Genomic DNA, 25,101 nt, shown 5'->3' with positions numbered 1-25,101 from the left:
GAATAAATGATGGCTACCGATATACAATCCCTACGGGATTTATAAATTCCAAAATCAAAATTCCAATCCAAAATCTCCAATCTAAAATCTACAATCTAAAATCTACAATCTACAATCTAAAATTCTAATAACAATCGGTTAATAATTGTCCATTCTCTTTATAATCCAGAAGGCATTTTGTTCCGTTTTCAATACATAATTCATTAAGGATTGTTTCAACATCTTTTTGCATTGCGAGAGAACCACAAATCATAATAACACCATCATTTTTCAATAAATCAATAAAAAAGGCAGTATCTCTTCGTATCAAATCCATTACATAAATGCGTTGTTCTTCTCGGGATAAGGCCACGTTAAAATTCTCAAGATGCTCTTTCTGAATCATGATTCGGGCAAACTTTTTATAAGCAGAAAGGGTAGGGGTTTCCATTCTAAAACCACTGTAAAGATGAATTTCCTTTTTAAGCTTATTTTGTTCAATCATTCCCAGAAAAGGCGCAATTCCGGTTCCATTAGAAATAAAAGCCACTTTTGAAGCTTTCTTCGGAAAATGAAAAGCTTTATTATTGATAATTCTGGCTTTAATTGTGTCTCCAATTTCTAAATTATTTAAAAAACCTGAACCCAATCCTTTTGGATGTAGTTTTACAACCAGTTGGACATTTCCTGAATGATTTCCAATGGAATAAAGTCTTTCTCTCGAATCATTCGCGGGATAAATAGCCAGCAAATCGCCCGAAGCAAATTTAGTTCTGCTATTGGCACGTAATGTTAAAATAAAAGTATGTTCAGTATCCGAAATTGGCGTTTTATCCAATACCATTAATTTCTGTAAACCTTTCGGAACATGATTGTATAAAGATGGAGTAGTGGCAAGCGGAATTTCAGCTTTATCACTCCATAATTTTACCCATTCGACAAACTCAACTGCCGATTTATCATTCACGGTTTGTAATTTTAAAAAACGTTCTGCCCAGCTTTGTTTTGCTAAAAGTTTATCAATTTTAATGGCAAATCCGCAGAAATCCGGATACGATTTAGAACCAAAACCAACTACAGAAAACTTAATTTTTTGTTCCTGATTTTGTTTCTGCAAAAGCGCTTTAAACTTTTTTGCATTAGAAGGAGCATCGCCTAAACCATGCGTAGATGAAAAAACGATAATATGTTCTGCTTTTGGATAAACCGAAAAACTATTCAATTCAGCAATAAAAGTTTTTTTACCGTGGTCGATTAGTTGTTTTGAAATAGCATTGGCAAACCGAAAAGAACTTCCATTTTCAGAGCCCACTAAAAGAATATGAGTACTTTCATTAGCTTTAAATTTATTTTTAATTCGGCTAGATCTCCTTTTTAAAGTAATCGCAAAACCAGAATAAATGAAGAAAAGAATATTAAGGCAGGCAATAGCCAAAATTACAGCCCAGATTCCGTTTATTCTTCCTGTATGAAGATCAAGACTTAAAGCGGAAAGCTGAACGGTAAAAGGCGAACGTTTTTCTGAAATTATTGTGCCATCAACCTGATTTACTTCAATTTCACGATCTTTAAGTTCTATGATATAATATTCTTCAGGATCATCAGTAAATGGAAATTCGATTTTTTTTACGTCAGAAAGAAGCGTTGTTTTAAATACCGATGTTTTTTTGGCTTCTGCCGAAAGCTCTGTTTTTACAGGTTTTGCTTTTTCTTCGCCTATAAAAAAGTTGAATCTTTCCAGTGATAAATAAGTTCCGGTAAGCGCAATAACGAAAATTGGAATTAAAGCCAAACGTCCTAAAAGAACATGATAATATTGAGTAAAATACTCTTTTATAACTTTTGAAAAGAAATTACGGATGCCTCTTTGTCTTTTTAAAACCAGAACAAATCCGGAAATCGAAATCAATAATAAACAAAATGAAATTACGCCCACAAAAAAACGCCCGGTTTCATGCAGAAAAAGCGAACGATGAAAACTTGTAACCCATTGAATAAATTCACTTTTTTTGACTGGTTTTCCTAATGCTTTTCCGGTTTTTGGATCGATGTAGGCATTAATGTCGTTTCCGTCATCATCCATTGCCTGAAGCATTACAAACTGATTGTAATCGACATTTAATTCTGTTATTTCAGAATAGTTTTTCTTTAAAACGGGCAGTGTTTCTCCTAAAGTAATTTTGTCAAAATTTTCAACTTTGTAAGGAAGTGTTTTTTCCTGTGCGGCATCAATTGCCAGAATGATTCCGGTTACAGATGCTAAAAGCAGAAATATAGAAGAAAACAAGGCTAAAGCCAAATGTGCATAACGCCAAAAAGAAAGAGTCATTGAATGTATTCTTGTATTGTAATTAAATGTTTAAAGCTTTGTCAAAGTTATATAAACTCTGACAAAGCCTGATTTCAATTTTAGGCAGAAAAATAAAATTCCTGCTTATTGTTAAGTTAAGAAAAGGTTTAACAAAAATTATATTTTGTTAAGTCTTACATATTTGATGTAACCTTTACCATCTGTTTTGTCTGCAAGACCTTCTGTTGTAAGTGGAATTTCAAGATCGCTTACATAATATTTCTGATCTTCTACTGCTGATTCAAAACGTAATTTGTAACCTTTGTTTATTTTAGAATCTTCGATTTCGATTGTTGTTACGCTGCGATCGCCTCCCGTTACCGAAGCTCCTGTTTTTGCGCTGATGTCATCATTTTTTTGAGCGTGGAATTTGTTCCATTCTTTTAATGATTTATACCATTTTTTGTCATCGCCCATTACATAAAGTGTTTTTTCGTATGCTCCAGACGGATTAATTAGCGAAACCACGATGTATGCACCTTCTCCCATATAATTTGACATTTGAAGCATGCATTTGTATTTGCTCGATTGCGCATTTGATTGAAAAGAAGCCAGGCATATAAGAGCAGCTATAAGAGCTGTTTTGAATATTGATTTCATTTTTATGAAGTTATGAGTTATGAGTTATCAGTTATAATGGGTTTATTGTTAATTATTAATTTAAATATGCCGTAAGGCATTAAATATCGGTAGCCAAGAAATTAGGATTCATTTGCGTGCCGTAGGTACGCTATGTTTTTTTGTGTACCTAAAGCACACTAAATTCATCATCATTTTATTTTTCTACCGATATTTTGTGCCTTACGGCATATCTTACATTTTGCAATAAATTTTATGAGTTAAAAAATAAAATTTTGAGTAAGCCAACAACTCATAACTTATAATTCATAACTCATAACTTTTATTATTTAAGAAAGTCAATTGACACGTTGTTTTTGGTCAGCAGTTCATTTTCTTTGGCTAAAGCATAAGCGCTTTCATCAAATTCTGTATTGATATCTTTTTTTGCTCCAATAGAAATAAGATATTTTAAAACCGCATCGTCTTTTGCGATCATGGCAGCTCTGTGCAAAGCTGTTAAACCATCTTTATTTTTAGCGTTTACATCTACTTTTAAATCGTTGATTTTTTTAAGCAATGCAATATCATTTTTGGTAACTGCCAGGTGAAACAAAGTGTTTCCGTCTTTTTGAGTCGCTGCTAAATTTAATCCTTTATCCTGAAGTAATTTTACTTTTGCATCAAACGGGTCAGAAGTTTCTTTTCCGGCTGGTTTGTACGACTGAACTAAATAAATTCCTAAATTGTTTCCATCTTTATCTTTTACATTTACATCAGCACCTTTTGTTAAAAGTAATGAAACGGCATCCGGAGTTCCAGATTTTACAGCATTTGTTAAAGCTGATTCTCCTTTTAAGTTTTGAGCATTACTATTTTTAGTTACAGGGAGCAAAAGTTCCAATACCGAAATATCTTTTGCAGAAGCAGCAGCCATTAAAGGCGTATTTCCTTCTTTATCAGCTTTATTAGCATCGACATCTTTGCTTAAAAAGTATTTCACAATTTCTGCCTGATTTGGTTTTCCTGCTAAAATATGTAGTACGTTTTGTCCGGCTTTATTTTGTGCTGTTGGTTTTAGTTTTACTTCTTCAACCAAATATTTATAAGTTTCAATAGTATTAGTTTCTCTACGGCTTCCCTGGGCAGCGGTAAAAAGGGCATTATCATTTGGTTTTACTCCTTTTTCAAGAAGTTTTTTCAAAAGAGCAATATTTCCAGATCTTGCGGCGTATGTAAAAGCAGTATTTCCGTCATTATCAACATCTTTAATAGATAAACCTTTTGTAGTAAAATAATCAGCGGCTTTTAAATCTTTGTCAGAAGGAATTGCTAATAAAAGCAGATTTGCTCCGTTGGCATATTTTTTCTTAGGATCGATTCCCGCTTTAAAAAAAGCATCATACAAAGCTGGATTAGATTGCCCGTTTGAAGCAGCAAAATCTACCGGTGTAGTTCCGTGACTGTCCTCAAAGTTTACATCAGAACCTTTACTTATTAAGTATTCTACCAATTCAGTATTTCCTCTGTAAGCAGCCCAGTGTAAATAAATACGGTTGTCGTGTGTTAATTTTGTAATTGAATTTCCAGGCTGATCTAGTAAAAATTTAATAGTTTCGTTTGGAGCATCATTATTTATTGCTAGTGTAGCAACATCAAATGCATTTATGTTGGCTTCTGCAGGATTATTTCCTTTTGCAATTTCAGCTTTTACGGTTTCAATTGTTGGAGAAGTTTTCCAGAACGATTGTTCTAATAATGAATTTTTTTGCTGCCCGCTAACAAAGAATGTTGCGGTTAATGCTAAAGAAATAAAAAGATTCTTTTTCATATTTTTTATGTTGTCAATTGGAATTTTAACTCCAAAAATTATAGATGAAATTAACAGCTATTTAGAATAAATTAAAATAAGAGCAAATGTAAAGATTAATATTTTTAAATCAAGTTTTATTGTGATCAAAAGTTTAATCTTAATTAAATTTTAATTGAATTTCTGTTTTTCAGCTATCAAAATTTAGTATCTCTATTTTCAATAAAATGTAAGACATGAGTTTTATAATTTGGTTTAATAATTGTTTAACTTTTTTTAACGAATTTAAAACTAAATAATTGTTTGTTAACTGTTTATGTTTTTGATTGGTCGAACATTTTTAAGTTTTCAGGATCTCTTTTTTGTCATAATGAAACTCATTTTATGAGGAAATCTGACGTTTATTTTTGATGAGCTTTTATCGAAAATAGACTAAAAATTGATTTTACCTGTTGATAACTGTTTTTTTAATTTGCTGTCATAATTTCATTTTTTGTGTTGATAATTCTATTTAGATTCAGTTTAAATAACTGATAATTCGGGAAGTACGCAAAATTATGTGCCTGTTAATAAATTGTATTTTTAATGATTTTTAACCTCGTTTTTTCCTGTTGATAATTGTTCGGATTTTTAACATCAAAACCTAGACTAAAGAACATCGAGGGGTTAATTTTGTATGTATAGAAAACGTAGCAATTTCCGTCCCCAAATCCTGCAGTTTTTTATCCTTACTTAGTCACCGTTAAATACTATATATATGTCTATATTTGATAAAAGAGTCAATTATAAACCTTTTGAATACCCGGAGGTTTTACAATTTACAGAAGCGATAAATAAAGCGTATTGGGTACATACTGAAGTTGATTTTACTGCTGATACTCAGGATTTTCATGCTCATTTGACCTTAGCAGAAAAAACAGCAGTAAAGAATAGTCTGCTGGCAATTGCACAAATCGAGGTAGCCGTAAAAAGTTTTTGGGGAAACATCTATGAGCATTTTCCAAAACCTGAATTTAATGGTTTAGGAACTACGTTTGCGGAGTGCGAATTCAGACATTCTGAGGCTTATTCACGCCTTTTAGAAGTATTAGGATATAATGACGAATTTGAAAAACTACTTGACGTTCCGGTTATTCGCCGTCGTGTAGATTATCTTTCGAATGTTTTAAAAGATACCCGTTCTCAGGATAATCGTAAATACATGGTTTCGCTGATCTTGTTCAGTATTCTTATCGAAAATGTTTCACTTTTCAGTCAATTTGCTATTCTGCTTTCTTTTACAAGATTTAAAGGATATATGAAAAATGTGAGCAACATTATTGCATGGACTTCTATTGATGAGCAGATTCATGCTAATGGCGGAATTTTCATTATCAATAAAATCAGAGAAGAATTTCCGGATTATTTTGATGCTGATACTCTTGAATTGGTAAGAGAAACGGTTAAGGATTCTATTGCTGTTGAATCAGATATTTTAGACTGGATATTTGAAGAAGGTGAAATCGAAAGTATTAAAAAAGGTGATTTAGTGAATTTTATGAAATTTAGAATTGACGAAAGCTTAAAACAAATTGGAATTCCAACCATTTTCAATGTTAATATGGAAGATTATAAAGCTCTTGCCTGGTTTGAAGAAGAAGTTTTTGCCAACAGCTTAGATGATTTCTTTGCAAAAAGACCTGTAGAATATACAAAACACGACAAAAGTATTACGGCAAACGATCTTTTCTAAAACAACAATATGAGTACAATTGATATAAATGAAGTAAATAATCTTCCACAAAATGAAGCAGGAACAAAAATGTGGTGGAAGAACTCTGAAAGTGAACAAATTTTAAATCGCGGTTACCTTTTAAAAGGAGAAACGGTTGAAGGTGCAATTGACAGAATTTGTACGGCAGCTGCCAGAAGATTATACAAACCCGAGTTAAAAGAATCTTTTGTAGAAATGATCGAGCGCGGCTGGATGAGTATAAGTTCTCCGGTTTGGGCTAATATGGGAACCGAAAGAGGTTTGCCAATTTCTTGTTTTAACGTACACGTTCCGGATAAAATTGAAGGAATTACACATAAATTAGGAGAAGTGATCATGCAGACCAAAATAGGCGGTGGAACTTCTGGTTATTTTGGAGAATTGCGTGAGCGTGGAAGTGCGGTAACGGATAACGGAAAGAGTAGTGGAGCGGTAAGTTTTATGAAACTTTTTGATACGGCTATGGACACTATTTCGCAAGGTGGAGTTCGCCGCGGCGCTTTTGCAGCGTATCTGGATATTGATCATCCGGATATTGAGGAGTTTTTGAAAATTAAAAGTATTGGAAACCCTATTCAGAATTTGTTTACCGGAATCTGCGTGCCTGATTACTGGATGCAGGAAATGATTGATGGTGATATTGATAAAAGACAAATTTGGGCAAAAGTTTTAGAAAGTCGTCAGCAAAAAGGATTACCGTATATCTTTTTCAGCGATAATGTCAATAAAAACAAACCTCAGGTTTACAAAGATCAAAATCTTCGTATTAATGCCAGTAACTTGTGCAGCGAGATTATGCTTCCGTCAACTCAGGATGAATCCTTTATTTGCTGTTTATCTTCGATGAACCTTGAACTTTATGATGAATGGAAAGATACTGAAGCTGTAAAACTGGCGATCTTTTTCCTTGATGCGGTATTACAGGAATTTATTGAAAAAACAGAAGGAAATTATTATTTATCTGCAGCAAATAAATTTGCAAAAAGACACCGTGCATTAGGCTTAGGAGTTTTAGGATGGCATTCGTATCTTCAAAAAAATATGATTCCGTTTGAAGGAATGGAAGCGAAATTGAAAACAACTGAAATTTTCAAACACATAAGTGATAAAGCCGATAAAGCAACGCAGGATTTAGCCAGAATTTATGGTGAACCTGAATTGCTGAAAGGTTACGGAAGACGTAATACAACCACAATGGCTATTGCACCAACAACATCGTCATCGGCAATTTTAGGTCAGACTTCTCCGGGAATTGAACCTTTTAGCAGTAATTATTATAAAGCTGGTTTGAGCAAAGGAAATTTTATGCGTAAAAATAAATACCTGAAAAAACTGCTCGAAGATAAAGGTTTAGATAATGAAGAAATCTGGAGAGGAATTATGTTAAACGGCGGAAGTGTTCAGCATATTGAACAATTAACGCAGGAGGAAAAAGATGTTTTTAAAACATTTAAAGAAATCAGCCAGCTGGAAATTGTACAGCAGGCAGCCATTCGTCAGAAATTTGTAGATCAGGGACAAAGTTTAAATCTTAATATTCCGGCCGAGTTACCAATTAAAGAGGTAAACCGATTAATGATAGAAGCGTGGCAATTAGGTGTAAAAAGTTTGTATTACCAAAGAAGCCAGAGTGTTTCTAAAGAATTGGTTACAAGTTTAGTTACCTGCAGCAGCTGCGAATCATAAAAAAGATAAAGCCGAATCTCAATTAAGATTCGGCTTTTTTATTATTTCTTAAAATTTTCAAATAGATTTAGTCAGATTCTTTTTAGTGAGAATTTAATTTAGTTCTCATAAAATCTTAATTTTACCCAATAAATTATCATCCAAAACAAATAAATACCTGCAGTAAATGGAAAATATTACCGTAATTATAATGTTACTTTTTGGCGTAGCCTTTCTTAGTTTAGTAAGTAAAAGATATAATTTTCCAATTCCTATTGTATTGGTAATGTGCGGTGTTATTATTAGCGTTGTGCCGGGACTTCCGGTTATAGAGCTAAGTCCTGAAATTGTTTTTATTATTTTTCTTCCGCCTCTTTTATATCACGCAGCATGGCATACAAGCTGGTCAGAATTTAAACAAACAATTCGTCCGATAACTTTAGCCGCTGTTGGTTTGGTTTTTTTTACTACAGGACTGGTTGCTGTTGTAGCGCACTGGCTAATAGATGATATTTCCTGGCCGTTAGCTTTTTTATTAGGTGCCATTGTTTCACCTCCTGATGCGGTTTCTGCAACCGCTATTACAAAAGGTTTAGGTTTACATCCAAGATTAATTGCTATTCTTGAAGGAGAAAGTCTGGTGAATGATGCCAGCGGTCTTGTGGCCTATAAATATGCATTAACAGCTATTACTGCCGGAAATTTCGTTTTATGGCAGGCTGGATTAAACTTTGTTTTAATGTCAATTTTGGGTATTGCCATAGGTTTGACTGTTGGTTTTATCATGTATTATATCCATAAAAGATTTGTTTGTGATGACATTATCGAGGTAACGCTTACTTTATTGACTCCGTTTTCTTCGTATTTAATTGCCGAACATTTTCATGGTTCAGGGGTTTTGGCAGTGGTAACTACAGGATTATTTTTAGCAGCAAGATCGGGTACTATTTTTTCTCATGAAAGCCGAATTATGTCCAACACGATTTGGGATGTTTTAAATAATATTCTCAACGGTTTAATCTTCATTTTGATCGGATTACAGTTGAGACAGATTATTGAAGGAATTAGTAATTATTCCGGAAATTCATTATTTATTTGGGGGGCTGTAATTAGTATTGTAGTGATTTTAGTTCGTTTTTTATGGGTAATTCCGGCTACGATGATTCCGAGATTTATCAGCAAAAAAATCAGAATGAAAGAAGAGTTTGATTATCGTAATATGATCATTTTTGGCTGGTCTGGAATGCGTGGGGTAGTTTCTATGGCAGCTGCTTTGGCACTTCCGTTAATGTTGAATAAAACTGAAGAATTTCCGCTTCGTAATCTTATTATTTATTTAGTTTTTTGTGTGATCCTTTCGACTTTGGTAATTCAGGGACTGACGCTTCCGTGGCTTATTAAAAAACTTAAAATTGAACGTTATTCGATTTTGGCAGAAGAATATAATGTTCGAAATGTTATTGTTTCAGAAACTATTGCCCATATCGAAGATAATTTTTCATTGCTGGATGATGAACTTTTGCATAATATTAAAAGCAAATATGAAGTAAAATTTAATCGTTTGCAGAAAACTGAACTTCCGGCGAATTTCTTTGGAAATGGTAAATTATTAGGAAATGAAATTTTTAATGATTTTACCAAAATTCAGATTGATCTTTTAAACGTTGAACGCGCTAAGCTGGAAGTTATGCATAAAAAAGGTTCTGTTAATGAAGAGATTTTCCGTAAAATAGAAAAAGAACTGGATCTTGAAGAAACCCGACTTTGGATGGAAATGTATGAAGAATAAATTGTTTAATTTTTATAAATGATTGTCAAAATTATATAAGTGTATTGATTTACAGTTTTTTAAATTTATAAATATTAAAATGATTACAAACCCGTAAAACAATATAATTATGAAAACGATATTAAAAATCAAAATTGGAATGTTGATCCTGCTGGTAGGACTGGCATTTTCATGTAAGAAGAATGAAACTACAATTGAACAAACCTCTATAGATTCTACAGAAGCGATTATTGATACTGTAGGTCCGGAAATTGATACAACCGTTACAGATACGGTGCAGACGATTAAAACGGACTCTGTGACGAAATAGAGAAATATTAACTTGATATAAAAAAAGAGCTGTTTAATAACAGCTCTTTTTCATTTTGTAATTGTGGTGTAATTAACGAATTGCAAATCTTAATTTTAGACCATATGAAACCAGTCTTACATTACTGCTAAGTGGTGTATCAAATATGGTATTATATCCTAATTGTACAGGCTGCTCTGGATTGTATTGAACCAAATGAGCGTTATCTCCTGATTTGTCATAGATATTATTTAAGCCGTAATCAAAATATACTCCAATATAGATTGAATTTCTATTGCCCAGTTCTTGTTTTAAACCAGTTTCAAAAGTTGCAGAATACGAAACTTCGGTATTTAGATCTTGTTTGCCTGTTACTAAATTATTAGTACTTGCAAAACCTGCAAATGCCGGACTAAACAATTCAACATTGTATTGTGGGTAATAACCACTCGTTGTTAAATTCTGAAAAGTTGTCTGGTAACTTCCACTTGATGCAAAACCAATTTTTGCACCTGCTGCGACATATAATTTTGAAGTACCCGGTGTTTCAAACTGAATGTTGATTGGCACGTTGATATAAGCCAGTTTTTGCTCTTCTCTTGGATTAGTAGCTCGGTACCTGAATTGGAAATTTTCATTTTCTGCATCCGTTGCTGCGTAAGCTCCATACAGGTAATTGAAACTTAAATCAGAATTGTAGGTTTGATATTCAACTCCAACTCCAAGACTTAAATTATCATTCAGATAATAGGAGTAACGTAGACCAGCGCTGACCCCATTTCCGGGAGTGGTTTTTCCGGCAGAATTAGAATCTACATATGAAAAAGGTCCTCCCAATGAAATAGAAAATTCCTGCTTATTATCCTGGCCATAACCATTAATGCATACCGCAAATAGTGCCGTAAAAAGGGCTAGCGATGTAATATAGCTGTTAATATTTTTTTTCATCTTAATGTTATATTATGCCAGTACTATTTTTATCTAGTACTGGCAGGGTTTATTTATTTTACAATTACTTTGAAAGATTTTTTAATGTTTGGAGTTTCAAGAACTACCAGATACATATTGCTTTCAGTTGTTTGAGGTAATTGTATTTCGGTTTTAGCTGTAGATGATTGTACAGTTTTAACCAATTGACCTGTAACAGAGTAAAGACTTATCTGCATTTTCTCTAATTCTTCAGTAGGAAAATCAGCTTCAACAGTAATTACTTTTCCTACCTGAATTGGGTTAGGGTAAAGTTTGGCTTGCAGCGAATTTGTCAATGTGACTTTTGAAGCACAAGTATGAAGTACTTTTCCATCTTTAGTTGTCAATTTCACCATGTAATCAGCCGTTGGGTCTAGTAAATCCGTAAGATTGTTTCCTGCAGAAAAATATTGACCAGTTCCTATTGATTGTCCGTTTTTAAACCATTCGTAAGCAACAAACTCATAACCACCATTTGTTTGTGGATTGTTGTTTACCAGAAGTACGTTATTGAATTTCTGTTTAACAATGTCAAAGAAATTAAATGGTTTTTCAACTGTAATTGAATACGTTTCTGATAACGTTCCGTCTTGAGAAGTTATTGTTACATTCTGAGTATAAATTCCCGGTTTAGGAGTCTGGATTGTAAAGTTTGCAGATGGAGTAATTACCGCACCTGATTCGTTTACAACAGAAACACTTGGATTAGTATCGCCGCATGGTAATGTATAGTTAATTACTTTTCCAGGATTGTTGAAAACAGTTGATCCTAAAGTAATGCTCTTAACATCAATATTGTTGTTTAGAATTACCAATACTTGTGAAACATCACTTGCAGGAAGGTAATTGTTATCTCCAGCCTGATGAGCTGTAATTGTTATTTGTCCGGCTCTTAACATATTTACTGTACCACTTGCAGAAACTGTAGCAGGAGCTAGAGGAGAAGTGTAAGTTGATGTATAAGTTACCGCTAAATTTGAACTTGAAGCTGCAGTTAAATTGAAACTGTTGTTTGCGCCTAGTGTTTTAGCAGGAATTGGGTCAAAAGTAATAACCTGTGCAGCTTTATTAATAACAAGATTTGCTGTAAGTGTAATTCCTGAACAATTTGTGCTGGCAGCTGGAGTAATTGTAGCGGTTACTACATAAGTTCCGGCATTTGTAGACACGTTATTAGCAGAATAAGTTACACTTGCTCCCGTTGGAAGATTAGCAACCTGAAGAGAATGCGCATTTCCATCGTATGTAAATGAAGCATCAGCAAATGTTACAGCGTTAAGCGGAGAAGCTGTTACTTTTACAGTTTGTTGTTGTGTAGTAACGTTTCCGTTTCCGTCATCATATTTCCATGTAATTACATAAGTCCCTACTGCGTTATAGCTTAAAGGATCTGTTGTAGTTCCGTTTATAGTTCCTGCACAATTATCTGTTGCAGTTGGAATAGCGATTTCTGACGCTAAAACTGAACAAGAATTTGTAATTTCAGGAAGCACAGCTACAGTTGGTACCGGAGCAGTTACGTCTGGAGTTGTAATGATATTTATTGTTTCAGTTATTGTGCATCCATTTGCATCTGTAATAGTTACAGTATATGTATTTGGACTTAATCCTGATGCTGTTGCAGCAGTTCCTCCTGTTGGAGACCATGCATAAGTATAAGGAGCAGTTCCTCCAGTTACAATTACTGAAGCAGTTCCGTCATTTGCACCATTGCAAGAAACATCCGTTTTAGCAGTTGTTGCTGCAAGAATTGTTGGTTGAGTAATAACTACAGTTTGTGTAACCATACATCCATTTGCATCTGTAATAGTTACAGTGTATGTTCCTGCAGAAAGGCCAGTTGCTGTTGCAGCAGTTCCTCCAAATGGAGCCCAAGAATAAGTATAAGCACCTGTTCCTCCAACAGCTGTTACAGTTGCAGTTCCGTTTGACCCTCCATTACAAGAAACATCAGTTGTTGTGATTGATGCCGTAATTGCAGAAGGCTGAATAATTGTAATTGATTCAGTAACAGAGCATCCATTAGCATCTGTAATAGTTGCTGTGTAATTTCCGGCAGCAAGACCATTTGCAGTTGCAGCAGTTCCTCCAGATGAAGACCATGCATACGTATATGGAGCAGTTCCTCCAACAGCTGTTACAGTTGCAGTTCCGTTTGTACCTCCATTACAAGAAACATCCGTTTGAGTTGATGTTACTGAAAGGACAGAAGGTTGATTAATGGTAACTGTTTGTGTAGTTGAACATCCGTTAGCATCTGTAATTGTTGCCGTATAAGTTCCGGCACTTAATCCAGTTGCAGTTGCAGCAGTTCCACCAGATGGAGACCATGCATAGGTATATGGAGCAGTTCCGCCAGTTACATTTACAGTAGCAGTTCCGTTTGAACCTCCATTACAAGAAACATTTATACTTGAAGAAGTTGCAGTTAGAATTGTAGGTTCAGTAATTGTAACAGATTCTGTAGCAGTACATCCGTTAGCATCAGTAACCGTTACTGTGTAAGTTCCGGCAATTAAACCAGAAGCAGTTGCAGCAGTTCCACCAGAAGGAGACCAAACATAAGTATAAGGAGCAGTTCCTCCAGCAGCTGTTACAGTTGCAGTTCCGTTAGATCCTCCATTGCAAGAAACATCCGTTTTAGCAGTTGTTGCTGCAAGAGTTGTTGGTTGAGAAATAGTAACAGTTTGAGTAGCAATACAAGAGTTAGCATCTGTAATAGTTACCGTGTAAGTTCCTGCTGAAAGTCCAGTAGCCGTTGCAGCAGTTCCACCAAATGGAGCCCAAGAATACGTATATCCAGGAGTTCCGCCAGTTACTGTAACAGTAGCTGTTCCATTTGCGCCTCCATTACAAGAAACATCAGTTTGTGATGCTGTTGTAGAAAGAGCTGTTGGTTCAGTAATCGTAAAAGTTTCTGTAGCAATACATCCGTTAGCATCTGTAATTGTAGCAGTATAAGTTCCTGCAGTCAATCCAGTTGCTGTTGCAGAAGTTCCCCCGTATGGAGCCCAAGAATATGTATATCCAGGAGTTCCGCCAGATACAGATACCGTTGCAGTACCGTTTGCTCCACCATTACAAGAAACATTTGTTTGAGATAAAGTTACAGCAAGAGCAGATGGTTCAGTAATTGTTGTTGTTTGAGTTGTTGTACATCCATTAGCATCGGTAATTGTTACTGTGTAAGTTCCAGGACTTAAACCTGAAGCTGTTGCAGCAGTTCCACCTGATGGAGCCCAAGAATAAGTATAAGGTGCAGTACCTCCGGTTGGAGTTACTGTAGTAGACCCATTATTTAGTCCATTGCAAGTAACATCAGTTTGAGCAGTTATTGCAGCAGTAAGAACAGCCGGCTCTATAATAGTAACAGTTGTAATTGCCTGACATCCGTTGGCATCTGTTACGATAGCAGTGAATACTCCATCAGTAAGCCCAGTTGCAGTTGTAGCAGTTCCTCCATAAGGAGCCCAAGAATATGTATAAGGTGCAACCCCTCCTGCTGCAGTTACAGTTGCAGTTCCATTAGAACCGCCATTACAAGAAATATTTGTATGAGATGCAGTTGCAGTAAGTTCAGTAGGTTCTGTAATAGTAAAACTTTGTGTTTGTGTACAACCATTTGCATCTGTTACTGTTACAGTGTATATTCCGGCAGCAAGACCATTTATTATTGGAGTAGTTTCTCCATTAGGTGCCCAAGAATAAGTATAACCTCCAGTTCCCCCAGTCACCGTAACACTAGCACTTCCGTTAGATCCTCCATTACAAGAAACATTTGTTTGAGGGTTTGGAGTTACAACAAGTGCTGCTGGTTCAGAAATCGTAAAGTTTTTTACAATAGAACATCCGTTAGAAGCTGTAATAGTTACTGAATAGTTACCAGCAGTAAGGTTAGTAGCTGTATCAGTATTTCCACCAGATGGAGACCATACATAAGTAAATGGTCCAGGAGCACCGCTAGGAATTACAGCTGCAGATCCTGTTGCACCACCATTACATAAAACATCGGTTTGTGAAGTAGAAGCCACTAAAGTATTGGTTGTGCCAATTGTAAAGTTTCTTGTGATTGTACAACCATTGGCATCAGTTATTACTACACTATTTGCACCTGCTGTTAGCCCTGTTGCAGTTGCAGTTGTAGCGTTAGATGGTGTCCAAAGGTATGAATATGGCGCTGTACCACCATTTACGATAACTGTAGCTTCACCACCAGTTGAACAAGTTGCATCAACCTGACTTTGTGAAGCCGTTAAGGTAGTTGGTTCAGTAATAGTAAAGTTTTGTGTTATACTACATCCATTAGCGTCTGTAATTGTTGCTGTATAAGCTCCAACAGTTAAACCTGTTGCAGTTGCCGCAGTTCCTCCAGAAGGTGACCAGACATAAGTATATGGAGCAGTTCCTCCAGAAGGAGTTACAGTAGCAGTTCCTGTTGCACTACCATTACAAAGAACATTAGTTTGTGATGGAGTTACAGACAATACTGCTGGCTCGTTAATTGTAAAACTTTGGGTAGTCTGACAGTTGTTAGCATCTGTAACTACTACAGTAAAAGTTCCCGCAGCAAGACCAGAAGCAGTTGCAGCATTCCCTCCATACGGTGACCAAGAATAAGTATAGCCAGGAGTTCCTCCCGTAACACTTACAGTTGCAGAACCGTTAGATCCGCTGTTGCAAGAAACATCAGTTTGAGAACCATTACTTGCCACTAAAGCAGTTGGTTCAGAAATTGTGAAGCCTTGAGTAGCTTGACAACCATTTGCATCAGTAATAGTAACAGTAAAAGCTCCTGCTGCTAACCCAAATGCAGTTGCAGAAGTACCTCCGTAAGGAGCCCAAGAATAAGTATAGCCTGGTGTACCTCCAAAAACATTTACAGTTGCAGATCCGTTAGCTCCTCCATTACAAGACGTATTGTTTTGTGCGCCTGCAGTAGCAGTAAGAGGCGCAGCTGGTTCTGTAATTGTAAAACTTTGAGTTGTCTGACAGCTATTTGCATCAGTAACTGTAACTGTATATGTTCCAGTTGAAAGCCCGTTTGCAGTAGCGGCTGTTCCCCCAGAAGGAGCCCATGAATAGGTGTATGCTCCAGTCCCGCCAGTTGCTGTTACTGTAGCTGATCCTGTGTTACCACCAAAACAAGCTATGTTAGTTTGTGCTACTGGTATAGCAGTTAAAACGGAAGGTTCAGTAATCGTAAATGATTGGCTAATCTGACAGCTATTGGCATCAGTTGCTGTAACAGTATATGTTCCTGCAGCTAAACCACTTGCAGTAGCAGCAGTTCCACCAGTTGGAGACCAAGAATAAGTATAAGCTCCAGTTCCTCCGGTTATAACAACACTTGCAGATCCATTAGTTCCACTATTACACGAAACATTAGTTTGCGAAGGTGTAGCAGTAAGAACAGTAGGTTCTGTAATAGTAAAACTTTGTGTCGCCTGACAGTTATTGGCGTCAGTAACAGTAACAGTATAAGTTCCAGCTGTAAGGCCATTTGCAGTTGCAGCAGTTCCTCCTGTTGGAGCCCAAGAATAAGTATAACCAGGAGTTCCTCCAGTTACGGTTACTGTAGCTGTTCCATTTGCTCCAGAGTTACAGCTTACATTGTTTATAGTTCCCTGAGAAGCCACTAGTACTGGTGGTTCAGTTATTGTAAAGTTTAAGATTTTTTCACATAAAATAGCATCCTTTATACTAACAGTATAATTTCCAGGTGCTAAATTGGTAATAGAAGAAGTTGTAGCGCTATTTGACCAAAGATAAGTATAAGATCCAATTCCACCAGATGGTGTTACTGATAATGAACCATTGGCAGCTCCATTACAAGCAATGTCTACTTGTGTTGAAGTTGCAGATATATCCGAAACTTGTAATGTTACAGCATTTGTAACAGCTAAAGGAGTGCAATTTCCAGATGCTACTAAACGATATTGATAATTGTTTAAAGCAGCAGTTGCCCCAGTTATAGTTAATGTAGCTGAAGTAGCGCCAGAATAAACTCCACCGTTTGGAATGTTAGAAAAACCGGAACCATCATCTACCTGCCATTGATACCCAGTAGCATTTGCAGCAGTAGCTGAGAAAGTTGTATTAGAACCTGAACAAATAGAACTTGAACTTGGCTGCGCTGTAATAACTGGCGCCATGTTAACAGTTAAAGCAGCATTATTTGAAGTTGCATCAGGACTGCATAATCCTGTAGCAATTATTCTATAAAGGTATCCACTTAATCCTGCGGTTGCTCCAGTTATAGTTAATGTAGCTGAAGTAGCACCAGAATAAACTCCACCGTTTGGAATGTTAGAAAAACCAGAACCATCATCTACCTGCCATTGATATCCAGTTGCATTTGCAGCAGTAGCTGAGAAAGTTGTATTGGCACCAGCACAAATTGTACTTGCAGATGGCTGAGCAGTAATAGCCGGAGCCATGTTAACAGTCAATGCTGCACTATTTGAAGTTGCAGCAGGAGTACAAGAACCAGTTGCGACAACTCTATATATATATCCATTTAATCCAGCAGTTGCACCAGTTATAGTTAATGTAGCTGAAGTAGCGCCAGAATAAACTCCACCGTTTGGAATGTTAGAAAAACCAGAACCATCATCTACCTGCCATTGATATCCAGTTGCATTTGCAGCAGTAGCTGAGAAAGTTGTATTAGCACCAGCACAAATTGTACTTGCAGATGGCTGAGCAGTAATAGCCGGAGCCATGTTTACAGTCAATGTTGCACTATTTGAAGTTGCAGCAGGTGTACAAGAACCTGTTGCAACAAGTCTATATATGTACCCATTTAATCCAGCAGTTGCTCCAGTTATAGTTAATGTTGCTGTTGTAGCACCAGAATATGTGGCATTGTTTGCAATGCTAGAAAAGCCAGCACCCTGATCTACCTGCCACTGATATCCGGTAGCATTTGCAGCGGTAGCAGAGAAAGTGGTATTTGCTCCTGCACAAATTGTACTTGCAGATGGCTGAGCAGTAATTGCTGGTGCCATATTGACCGTTAAGGCTGCATTGTTTGAAGTAGCTGATGGACATGTACCTGTTGCAATAACTCTGTATATGTATCCACTTAATCCAGCAGTTGCTCCAGTTATAGTTAATGTTGCAGTTGTAGCACCAGAATATGTGGCATTGTTTGCAATATTATTGAAACCTGCACCCTGATCTACCTGCCACTGATACCCTGTAGCATTTGATGCAGTAGATGTAAAAGTAGTATTAGCCCCTGCACAAATAGTACTTGCAGATGGCTGTGCTGTAAAAGCTATAGAATTCATGCTGCCTGTAACAGCGACATTTTTTGTAGCTATTCCAGTAGAAGAAACTGTAATATTCCCAGAAGGTGTTCCCGTAGCAGAAGCCGCTAAGCGAGCATATATAGTTTTAGTTGTTACAACACCGCCTGAATTAGGAAAAGAAATGTTGTTAGTGTAAGGACCAGCAGCTGATGTAGCTATTTCAAAACCAGTTGGAGCCAATACATCCAATGATGAGGTTAAACCACCTCCACTTATTGTAAAACTTTGTTCTGTTGAAGCTCCGCCACAGCTTGTAAAAGCACTTAGTGACGTTGTTGATACGATAGATCCTGCAGGTTCTGTAATAGTAACAGTTTGAGTTGCATTACATCCTCCAAGGCCATTAGGAGTACTATCAGTAATTGTTACTGTATAAGTACCTGCACTAAGACCTGAAGCTGTCGCAGCTGTTCCTCCAGATGGAGACCAAGAATAAAAATAAGGAGTAGTTCCACCCGTAACACCAATGGTTGCAGAACCATTATTAGCACCGTATGTACTCACATTACTTTGTGATGATATTGAAGGTGATATAGCCGTTGGAACGGTTAATGTTGCAGAATTCGAATTTACAGAGGAAGCTCCTGCAGCCACACATCGATAACTATAACCATTCATTGTAGAAGTAGCCCCAGTTATAGTTAGAGTAGTAGTAGTTACTCCTGAGTATGGCGCACCGTTCGTTAAATTATTAAATCCAGAACCTTGATCCACCTGCCATTGATATCCAGTAGCATTAGTTGCTGCTACTGAAAATGAAGTATTAGCACCAGAGCAAATAGTTTTACTAGTTGGCTGCGTTGTAAATGCCGGTGGTGTTGTAGATATACTTGGAGTAGGATAATTTGCTGCTGTAATAGCAAAGTTAGTAGGACTCATTGTATTTGTATCTATTGACCAGTTTGCAGGATTATTTATAAGACTTAATAAAGTAGTTACATTACCCGTTAAAGTTCCATTATATTTAGCATTTGGATATTCCGGACCTGGTGCCGGATATAAAGAAATACAATTTGTACCATTAGTTAATCCTGATGGTAATGCACTTGAATTCCCACCAGTTGTACCAGGCAGGTTCCATGTAGTTGTTGGGTCATAATCCGCTGAATTATAATCACCATGTATTGCCGCTATAAATGTTGGAGAATTTGGTGAAACAGGCTGAGCACCAGCTGATGACTGATATGCTAAAATCTGATCACCACCGCTAAGATTAAATCCTGAAAAACCAGGAGCAAAGCCAATACCACTTGTACCAGTAATTGTAAAACTATCGATTCCTGTTTCCATTACCGAAACAATAGTTCCTACTGTGGTCAAAGAAGGTACTGTCCATTGAAGATGTGCTTCAGCACTTGAAATATTCCATGTTGTACCATTCCATCCACGTTCACTAAAGTAAACAACTGTTCCGGCAGGTATATCTTTTAGAACAATAAAAGAAAATCCATCTTGAGGAGCGGTATTATAACCTATGAAGGCTATATCACCCGGACTCAGTTGAGCATTTGCTTTTTGCTGCACCAAAAAGGTGCACAGAAGCATAATAAATAAGAGTAATTTTTTTTTCATAACATACGTTTTAGTTAATGACATAGATAGGCATTTTGCCAGCCGCCTAGTTTATCAGGTTTTGCAGATAAAGTGAAAGCCTTAATAAAATGTCCATCATTAATCAATGTTTCTATTTTTCTAAAGCTTATATTGTTAAGAGAATCTAAATTTAATTCGTAGATATGATGATTAAATACGGTTCTGTTTGTTTCCTTATCAAAAGAAATTGTCCCTCTTGGACCAGCAATATTTAATTTGTTTATTTCTTCAATTAAAGAATTAAAACTAAGGTTAGTAGTTTTTTGAATTATGGTCTTTAATATCAGTCCGTTTTCATATCCTAAAATCGAAAATACAGATGGATTATCTGAATAAGCATTTAGATATTCGGAGGTGAAATCTAATGTTTCAGTATCATTTTGCATCCATGAGCTTACTACATAAAGATTGTGTGGATTGGTTTTGTAGTTTTCTAAAATTTTATCATTGATAAAAAAAGGAGTTACATAAAAAGGATATTTTTGTGTAATCTTATTTTGACTTACAAAACCAGCATTTTCTTCGGCATATAAACCGCTATAAAATGCAAAAACGGCATCAGGTTCTTGATTATTAATAATCTTATCCATGTATAAAGCTTCATCTTCTCTTGGTACAAAAGGAGTAATATAATGTCCCGAAAAATGATTTTCTTCTTTAAAAGCATATTCAATTGCTGACAGCATTCCATAGCCAGAATCATAGAAAGAAGTCGAAGTAGCAATTTTTTTATATTTTTTTTCGGTTAAATAATTTCCTAAATGATAACAAGATTCAGTTAAACCAAATGAATTGATATAAACTCCCTTTGGAGTTACAGTTTCATAAGGTAATGTTGCTCCCAGATCTGCAGTTAATAGTATAATATCATTATTTGAAGCATATTGATAAACTTCAGATACATTATTATGACCAAAAAAACCTATAATAATTGATACATCTTCCTGAAAATTTAATTTCTGAATTTTTTCAATTATCACTTTTTCGTCGGCACCAATACCAATACTTTCCACCAAAAATTTTACTTTGAGATTATTTAATTTTAAACCTCGCACAAAATCTTTATCTAGTGCAGGATATTGCTGAGACTTAGGAATTAAAATTCCTATCTTGATGTCGTTATCCATAAAATGAGATTAAAAAAAACAGAGGTAAAATTTTTTCACCCCTGTTTTTATAATTTGATATTAGTTTCGTGAAGGGAAAATTCCTTCCATAGCAATACAATAATTAATACCCAAATATGGATCTCTAATACTAAATGCCTGAGAGCCTCCTGCAATAGCTGTAGTACCTGATATAGCTGAAGTTATACCTCCAACTTTAGTTGTATTTGCTGTTGGCTCGCTATATATAGCTGGTGTAGCTCCTGCTGCCGCTAAAAAATTAGTGCCATTATCAGTTTCATTAGAATTTGTTCCACCAGTGTAAGCAAGTGCATTAGTAGCTACACTTACCTGACCAGCAGCAGTTCCAGGAACAAGCTGGTGATTGTGCATTGGCATATTGTTTATTGTTAATGTAGTGTTTTCAGTTCCACCAACTTGTCCGTAAACAACAGGGCTTAAGCCAGGTCCCTGACCAACACCAATCATAGCGCGTCCTCTTAAATCAGGCAAAGCAAATGTAGTTTGTCCATTTCCACCGTAAGTAGTACCAAGTAATGAAAAAAGAGCAGTGTTTTGAGCTATTGATATTAATTGGCCGCTGCAAGTTTGCCAGCCCCTTGGATTAAAAGTAAATCCAAAAGCCATAATTGCTCCTAAAAATGGTTGATCCATAATTTTTAAATTTAATTGGTTAATGTTAGTTTTTTTTAGATTTATTAACGAATAATCAGACTTTATAACAATCTGATATATTTTATAACGATGCTAAATTACTGTATGTTAAGGTTTTAAAAACAGGTGTTTTTACGTGATTTTAGTAAACAAAAATTATCTGCTTTAATTTATCGTAATGACCAGTTCTTAATTCTAGGCTTAAAATTAGATTTCTGCTGGCTTAGCAAGGAAAAATATGTCACAGAACAGATTTTTCATGTCATGAAATCGCTATTTATTGTAAAGGCGTGTAGAGGTAATTTTAAAAAGATTTTTACTTTGTAAGAATTAAATTATTATAGCATTTAACTAATAATTTAAGATTGTAAGCGCACTTTTTCTGTAAAGGATATACTAAAGATAAATAAAAGCTTACAAATAAGAACTAATTTGTAATAAGATTTTTTCTAAAAAAATAAAAATGCACTGTTTATAGAAGGTTGAATTGCAGCAAAAAACAAAAAGAACTGTCAGGAACTATATACTCTTTACTTATTACTTTTTTAAGTAAAGAAAAGTTCCTGACAGTTCTTTTTTTGAGGGTTTTATTAGAAAAAACTAATAAAAGTATTTAGAATTTTGAAGTGATTTAAGATTCACAAATCAAAGCAGAATGTTCTTCTATTATAGTATGAACACTTTTAATGAAAATTTCGGTGTTTTTTATTTCTTCTTTAATGTAGATGTCATAATCGCTTAAATTAAACTGTTCCAGCATATCTTTTTTAAGATACTTTATCATCGATTCAATACTTCTGTCATTATTGTTTTTTCTTTTCAGTTCACGCTGTTTACTTTCGAGATATGATAAAGTCTTTTTTAATCTTTGAATGCTTAATTTATCCACGCTTCAGTCTTTTAAAATTAATAGAAAATAAATGATTAACTAAATCTCTAATCTTTCGTACGTACGATGAAAATGAGAATCTAGTTTTAATAATTTTCCAGAGTTTTAAAATTTTTCTCTTAGAAACAATTTAACTTTTTGAAAATCTTTTGTTTATGAAAAAAGAGGGGGCGATTTTTTTTCAATATTTTTTTCAGTCAAATAAGTAGGTTGCTTATTGCTAAAATAAGAGCAAATATGTTAAAGAACAAACATATAATACGAATGTTTTAAGAAATTTTCAAAGAAAACGTTATAGTAAGGAATTGTGAAACAAATCGATTATGTAAAATATCTGAGCAATTCAAGTTGTATTAAAATGAGAATTAAAAATTAAAAATTAAAAATCAGCCTTAAACCTTAAATCTTAAACCTTAAATCTTAAACCTGAAACCTGAAACCTGAAATAAAAACTTTAAACCACTCTATTCTTAATATGATTTCGATGCGAAATTCCCCATTTGATCATTTCATTTATAATGGGACCGAAAGATTGGCAATATGAAGTCGATTCATAAAGAATAGGAATTTTAGCATCCGGATCTTCAGTTCTTTTTACCAGATTATTAAGCTCCATATCTTTCAATTCTTTAGACAACATTCGCGCTGTGATTCCCGGAATACTTTCTTTAATTTCCTTAAAACGATTATTTCCGTTGCAAATTGAATTTATAATAGGCAGTTTCCATTTTCCGCCCAAAACATAAAGAGTGTCCTGAAGCGCCTGAAATTCTTCTTTTTGATTTCTTTCCATATTTTTTAAACCATATAAGTTATATGTAATTTAAGTTTTTGTGGAGATTTTAAAGATTAAGCGAAAATAAGCTGATCAAAAATCTGCCAAAATCTGCTGAATCAGCGAGAAACAAAATCATCTTAATCAATATAATCTGTGGCTATAAAAAGACTTTGTCTCATAACATCTTCGAGGCATGATAAAAGCAAAAATATTAAAAGAAATCATAAAACTGAAAAAATGTTTTTATTTATGTATTTAACTACGTAGTTTTGTAAAATAATTTTTTTAAATCTATGAAACCAATAATTAAACCTGTCGAAAACGAATATTCTCATGCCATAGTTGATCTTGTACTAACCATTCAGCAAAAAGAATTTAATGTGCCTATTACCATTGAAGATCAGCCGGATTTGTTTAATATTACTAGTTTTTATTATGCTGACGGCGGCGGATTTTGGGGAGCTTTTATCAATGATGAATTAGTTGGAACTATTGCTTTAGTTAAGTTTGCAGATAATGCGGCAGCGATTAGAAAAATGTTTGTAAAGAAAGAATTTCGTGGAAAAGAATTCTCAATTGCTCAAAAATTATTAGAGACTTTAATTACTTACAGCAAAGAAAACGGAATCGATGACTTATATTTGGGAACGATTACGATATTAGAAGCCGCATTGCGTTTCTACGAAAAAAATAATTTTGTCCGAATTCAGAAAGACGAGCTGCCAAAAGCCTTTCCATTAATGGCACCAGATAATGTATTCTGTCATTTAAACTTAAAAAAGTAAAGATGAATATTATAGACGAATCAGGAATATTAGCCATTTCGACACGATTGCAGCGTTTAAGCGAGCAGTTGAGAAAAGATGGCGCTTTATTTTACAAATCATACGGAATTGATTTTGAACCCAAATGGTTTCCGGTAATGTATACTTTGCATCATAAAGAAGTTTTAAGCGTAGTAGAAATTGCAAACGAAATAGGTTATACGCATCCGTCAACTATAAGTTTGTTGAAAGAATTAGAAAAACAAAAACTGATTCGCTCTAAAAAAGATAAAATCGACGAACGAAAAAGACTTATTCAGCTTACTGCAAAAGGACAGGAAGTAATAGAACAAATGAAACCCGTTTGGGACGTTATGAAAAAAGCCTTAGGAGATATTGCCGACAATCAAAACAATCTTCTTCAGGCAATTAATGAAGCCGAAAATAAAATCATGCATCAGAGCTTTTTACAGCGTGCTTTGCAATTAAAAAGTGAAGGAAATGTATAAAAAAATGAAAAAGCGATCTTGTTATAGATCGCTTTTTTGATTAAAATATTAAGTGGAACATCAAACGATATTCTAGAATGATAAACTCAATATGCTCCAAAAACAAATACCATTTGAATTTACGCCCATTCTTTAATACCATTTCATTTATGTACGATAAAGTTTATAATTTTGGTTTTGAAAGTATTGTTAAAGTTTTACAAATATTTTCGTTTCTATAACTTTGACAAAGTTCAAAACTTTGTCAAAGTTTATTCTCAAACAAAAAAAGAAAAAAAACTTAGTACCTTAGCATCTCAGCACCTTAGAAAC

Annotated in this window: 15 protein-coding genes; 6 read left to right on the top strand and 9 right to left on the bottom strand. The window is 34.9% G+C overall.

The features are described from left to right. Nucleotides 1–124: 124 nt before the first annotated feature. The 3 genes from ABDW27_RS02235 to ABDW27_RS02225 all read right to left on the bottom strand — a co-directional run bounded on the left by ABDW27_RS02235 (nucleotide 125) and on the right by ABDW27_RS02225 (nucleotide 4,718). Complete coding sequence (locus ABDW27_RS02235; protein ID WP_343694427.1) at nucleotides 125–2,308, bottom strand: PepSY domain-containing protein; 2,184 nt, start codon at nucleotides 2,306–2,308, stop codon at nucleotides 125–127. Nucleotides 2,309–2,446: 138 nt separating this feature from the next. Beyond that, nucleotides 2,447–2,929, bottom strand: a complete 483-nt coding sequence (locus ABDW27_RS02230; RefSeq protein WP_343694426.1) for a DUF2271 domain-containing protein — start codon at nucleotides 2,927–2,929, stop codon at nucleotides 2,447–2,449. A gap of 304 nt (nucleotides 2,930–3,233) precedes the next feature. Then, nucleotides 3,234–4,718 (bottom strand): ankyrin repeat domain-containing protein, encoded by a 1,485-nt coding sequence (locus ABDW27_RS02225; protein WP_343694425.1) that lies wholly within the window; start codon nucleotides 4,716–4,718, stop codon nucleotides 3,234–3,236. A gap of 736 nt (nucleotides 4,719–5,454) precedes the next feature. Here ABDW27_RS02225 and ABDW27_RS02220 point away from each other — a divergent pair. The 4 genes from ABDW27_RS02220 to ABDW27_RS02205 all read left to right on the top strand — a co-directional run bounded on the left by ABDW27_RS02220 (nucleotide 5,455) and on the right by ABDW27_RS02205 (nucleotide 10,214). Beyond that, nucleotides 5,455–6,429: a ribonucleotide-diphosphate reductase subunit beta gene (locus ABDW27_RS02220; protein WP_343694424.1), complete on the top strand. Its 975-nt coding sequence runs from the start codon at nucleotides 5,455–5,457 to the stop codon at nucleotides 6,427–6,429. Nucleotides 6,430–6,438: 9 nt separating this feature from the next. After that, nucleotides 6,439–8,136: a ribonucleoside-diphosphate reductase subunit alpha gene (locus tag ABDW27_RS02215; RefSeq protein WP_343694423.1), complete on the top strand. Its 1,698-nt coding sequence runs from the start codon at nucleotides 6,439–6,441 to the stop codon at nucleotides 8,134–8,136. Nucleotides 8,137–8,302: 166 nt separating this feature from the next. Continuing rightward, a complete protein-coding gene (locus tag ABDW27_RS02210) occupies nucleotides 8,303–9,904 on the top strand; it encodes a Na+/H+ antiporter (RefSeq protein WP_343694422.1) in 1,602 nt (533 codons plus the stop codon). A gap of 109 nt (nucleotides 9,905–10,013) precedes the next feature. After that, nucleotides 10,014–10,214, top strand: coding sequence for a hypothetical protein (locus ABDW27_RS02205; RefSeq protein WP_343694421.1), 201 nt, complete (start codon nucleotides 10,014–10,016; stop codon nucleotides 10,212–10,214). Between the two features lie 72 nt (nucleotides 10,215–10,286). Here the strand turns inward: ABDW27_RS02205 and ABDW27_RS02200 are convergent, their stop codons facing one another. The 6 genes from ABDW27_RS02200 to ABDW27_RS02175 form a co-directional block, all read right to left on the bottom strand. Then, entirely contained in the window at nucleotides 10,287–11,141 is an 855-nt protein-coding gene (locus tag ABDW27_RS02200) for an outer membrane beta-barrel protein (RefSeq protein WP_343694420.1), read from the bottom strand. A 53-nt stretch (nucleotides 11,142–11,194) separates the two neighbouring features. After that, on the bottom strand, nucleotides 11,195–20,047 hold the full coding sequence (locus ABDW27_RS02195) for a T9SS type A sorting domain-containing protein (RefSeq protein WP_343694419.1): 8,853 nt from the start codon (nucleotides 20,045–20,047) through the stop codon (nucleotides 11,195–11,197). A gap of 14 nt (nucleotides 20,048–20,061) precedes the next feature. Beyond that, nucleotides 20,062–21,195: an ABC transporter substrate-binding protein gene (locus ABDW27_RS02190; protein WP_343694418.1), complete on the bottom strand. Its 1,134-nt coding sequence runs from the start codon at nucleotides 21,193–21,195 to the stop codon at nucleotides 20,062–20,064. 60 nt (nucleotides 21,196–21,255) lie between these two features. Beyond that, the gene (locus ABDW27_RS02185; RefSeq protein WP_343694417.1) at nucleotides 21,256–21,849 is read right to left on the bottom strand and encodes a tail fiber protein; all 594 of its coding nucleotides are present in this window, start codon (nucleotides 21,847–21,849) and stop codon (nucleotides 21,256–21,258) included. Between the two features lie 631 nt (nucleotides 21,850–22,480). After that, nucleotides 22,481–22,738, bottom strand: a complete 258-nt coding sequence (locus ABDW27_RS02180) for a hypothetical protein (protein WP_343694416.1) — start codon at nucleotides 22,736–22,738, stop codon at nucleotides 22,481–22,483. 454 nt (nucleotides 22,739–23,192) lie between these two features. Next, complete coding sequence (locus tag ABDW27_RS02175; RefSeq protein ID WP_343694415.1) at nucleotides 23,193–23,531, bottom strand: helix-turn-helix domain-containing protein; 339 nt, start codon at nucleotides 23,529–23,531, stop codon at nucleotides 23,193–23,195. 278 nt (nucleotides 23,532–23,809) lie between these two features. Between ABDW27_RS02175 and ABDW27_RS02170 the strand changes: the two genes are divergently transcribed. Continuing rightward, on the top strand, nucleotides 23,810–24,301 hold the full coding sequence (locus ABDW27_RS02170) for a GNAT family N-acetyltransferase (protein WP_343694414.1): 492 nt from the start codon (nucleotides 23,810–23,812) through the stop codon (nucleotides 24,299–24,301). 2 nt (nucleotides 24,302–24,303) lie between these two features. After that, nucleotides 24,304–24,789: a MarR family transcriptional regulator gene (locus ABDW27_RS02165; protein WP_343694413.1), complete on the top strand. Its 486-nt coding sequence runs from the start codon at nucleotides 24,304–24,306 to the stop codon at nucleotides 24,787–24,789. Nucleotides 24,790–25,101: the final 312 nt, after the last annotated feature.

Origin of the sequence: Flavobacterium sp. (genome assembly GCF_039595935.1) — a bacterium.
Classification (GTDB): domain Bacteria; phylum Bacteroidota; class Bacteroidia; order Flavobacteriales; family Flavobacteriaceae; genus Flavobacterium.
Note: the sequence above shows the minus strand (reverse complement) of the source record. Positions and strands in the feature narration are given on the sequence as shown.

Excerpts from the sequence above, each read along its gene's own strand:
- ABDW27_RS02170 (WP_343694414.1), top strand. The coding sequence starts at position 23,810 with ATGAAACCAATAATTAAACCTGTCGAAAACGAATATTCTCATGCCATA.
- ABDW27_RS02225 (WP_343694425.1), bottom strand. The coding sequence starts at position 4,718 with ATGAAAAAGAATCTTTTTATTTCTTTAGCATTAACCGCAACATTCTTT.
- ABDW27_RS02220 (WP_343694424.1), top strand. The coding sequence starts at position 5,455 with ATGTCTATATTTGATAAAAGAGTCAATTATAAACCTTTTGAATACCCG.
- ABDW27_RS02205 (WP_343694421.1), top strand. The coding sequence starts at position 10,014 with ATGAAAACGATATTAAAAATCAAAATTGGAATGTTGATCCTGCTGGTA.
- ABDW27_RS02235 (WP_343694427.1), bottom strand. The coding sequence starts at position 2,308 with ATGACTCTTTCTTTTTGGCGTTATGCACATTTGGCTTTAGCCTTGTTT.
- ABDW27_RS02200 (WP_343694420.1), bottom strand. The coding sequence starts at position 11,141 with ATGAAAAAAAATATTAACAGCTATATTACATCGCTAGCCCTTTTTACG.
- ABDW27_RS02165 (WP_343694413.1), top strand. The coding sequence starts at position 24,304 with ATGAATATTATAGACGAATCAGGAATATTAGCCATTTCGACACGATTG.
- ABDW27_RS02185 (WP_343694417.1), bottom strand. The coding sequence starts at position 21,849 with ATGGATCAACCATTTTTAGGAGCAATTATGGCTTTTGGATTTACTTTT.
- ABDW27_RS02210 (WP_343694422.1), top strand. The coding sequence starts at position 8,303 with ATGGAAAATATTACCGTAATTATAATGTTACTTTTTGGCGTAGCCTTT.
- ABDW27_RS02215 (WP_343694423.1), top strand. The coding sequence starts at position 6,439 with ATGAGTACAATTGATATAAATGAAGTAAATAATCTTCCACAAAATGAA.
- ABDW27_RS02190 (WP_343694418.1), bottom strand. The coding sequence starts at position 21,195 with ATGGATAACGACATCAAGATAGGAATTTTAATTCCTAAGTCTCAGCAA.
- ABDW27_RS02195 (WP_343694419.1), bottom strand. The coding sequence starts at position 20,047 with ATGAAAAAAAAATTACTCTTATTTATTATGCTTCTGTGCACCTTTTTG.
- ABDW27_RS02230 (WP_343694426.1), bottom strand. The coding sequence starts at position 2,929 with ATGAAATCAATATTCAAAACAGCTCTTATAGCTGCTCTTATATGCCTG.
- ABDW27_RS02175 (WP_343694415.1), bottom strand. The coding sequence starts at position 23,531 with ATGGAAAGAAATCAAAAAGAAGAATTTCAGGCGCTTCAGGACACTCTT.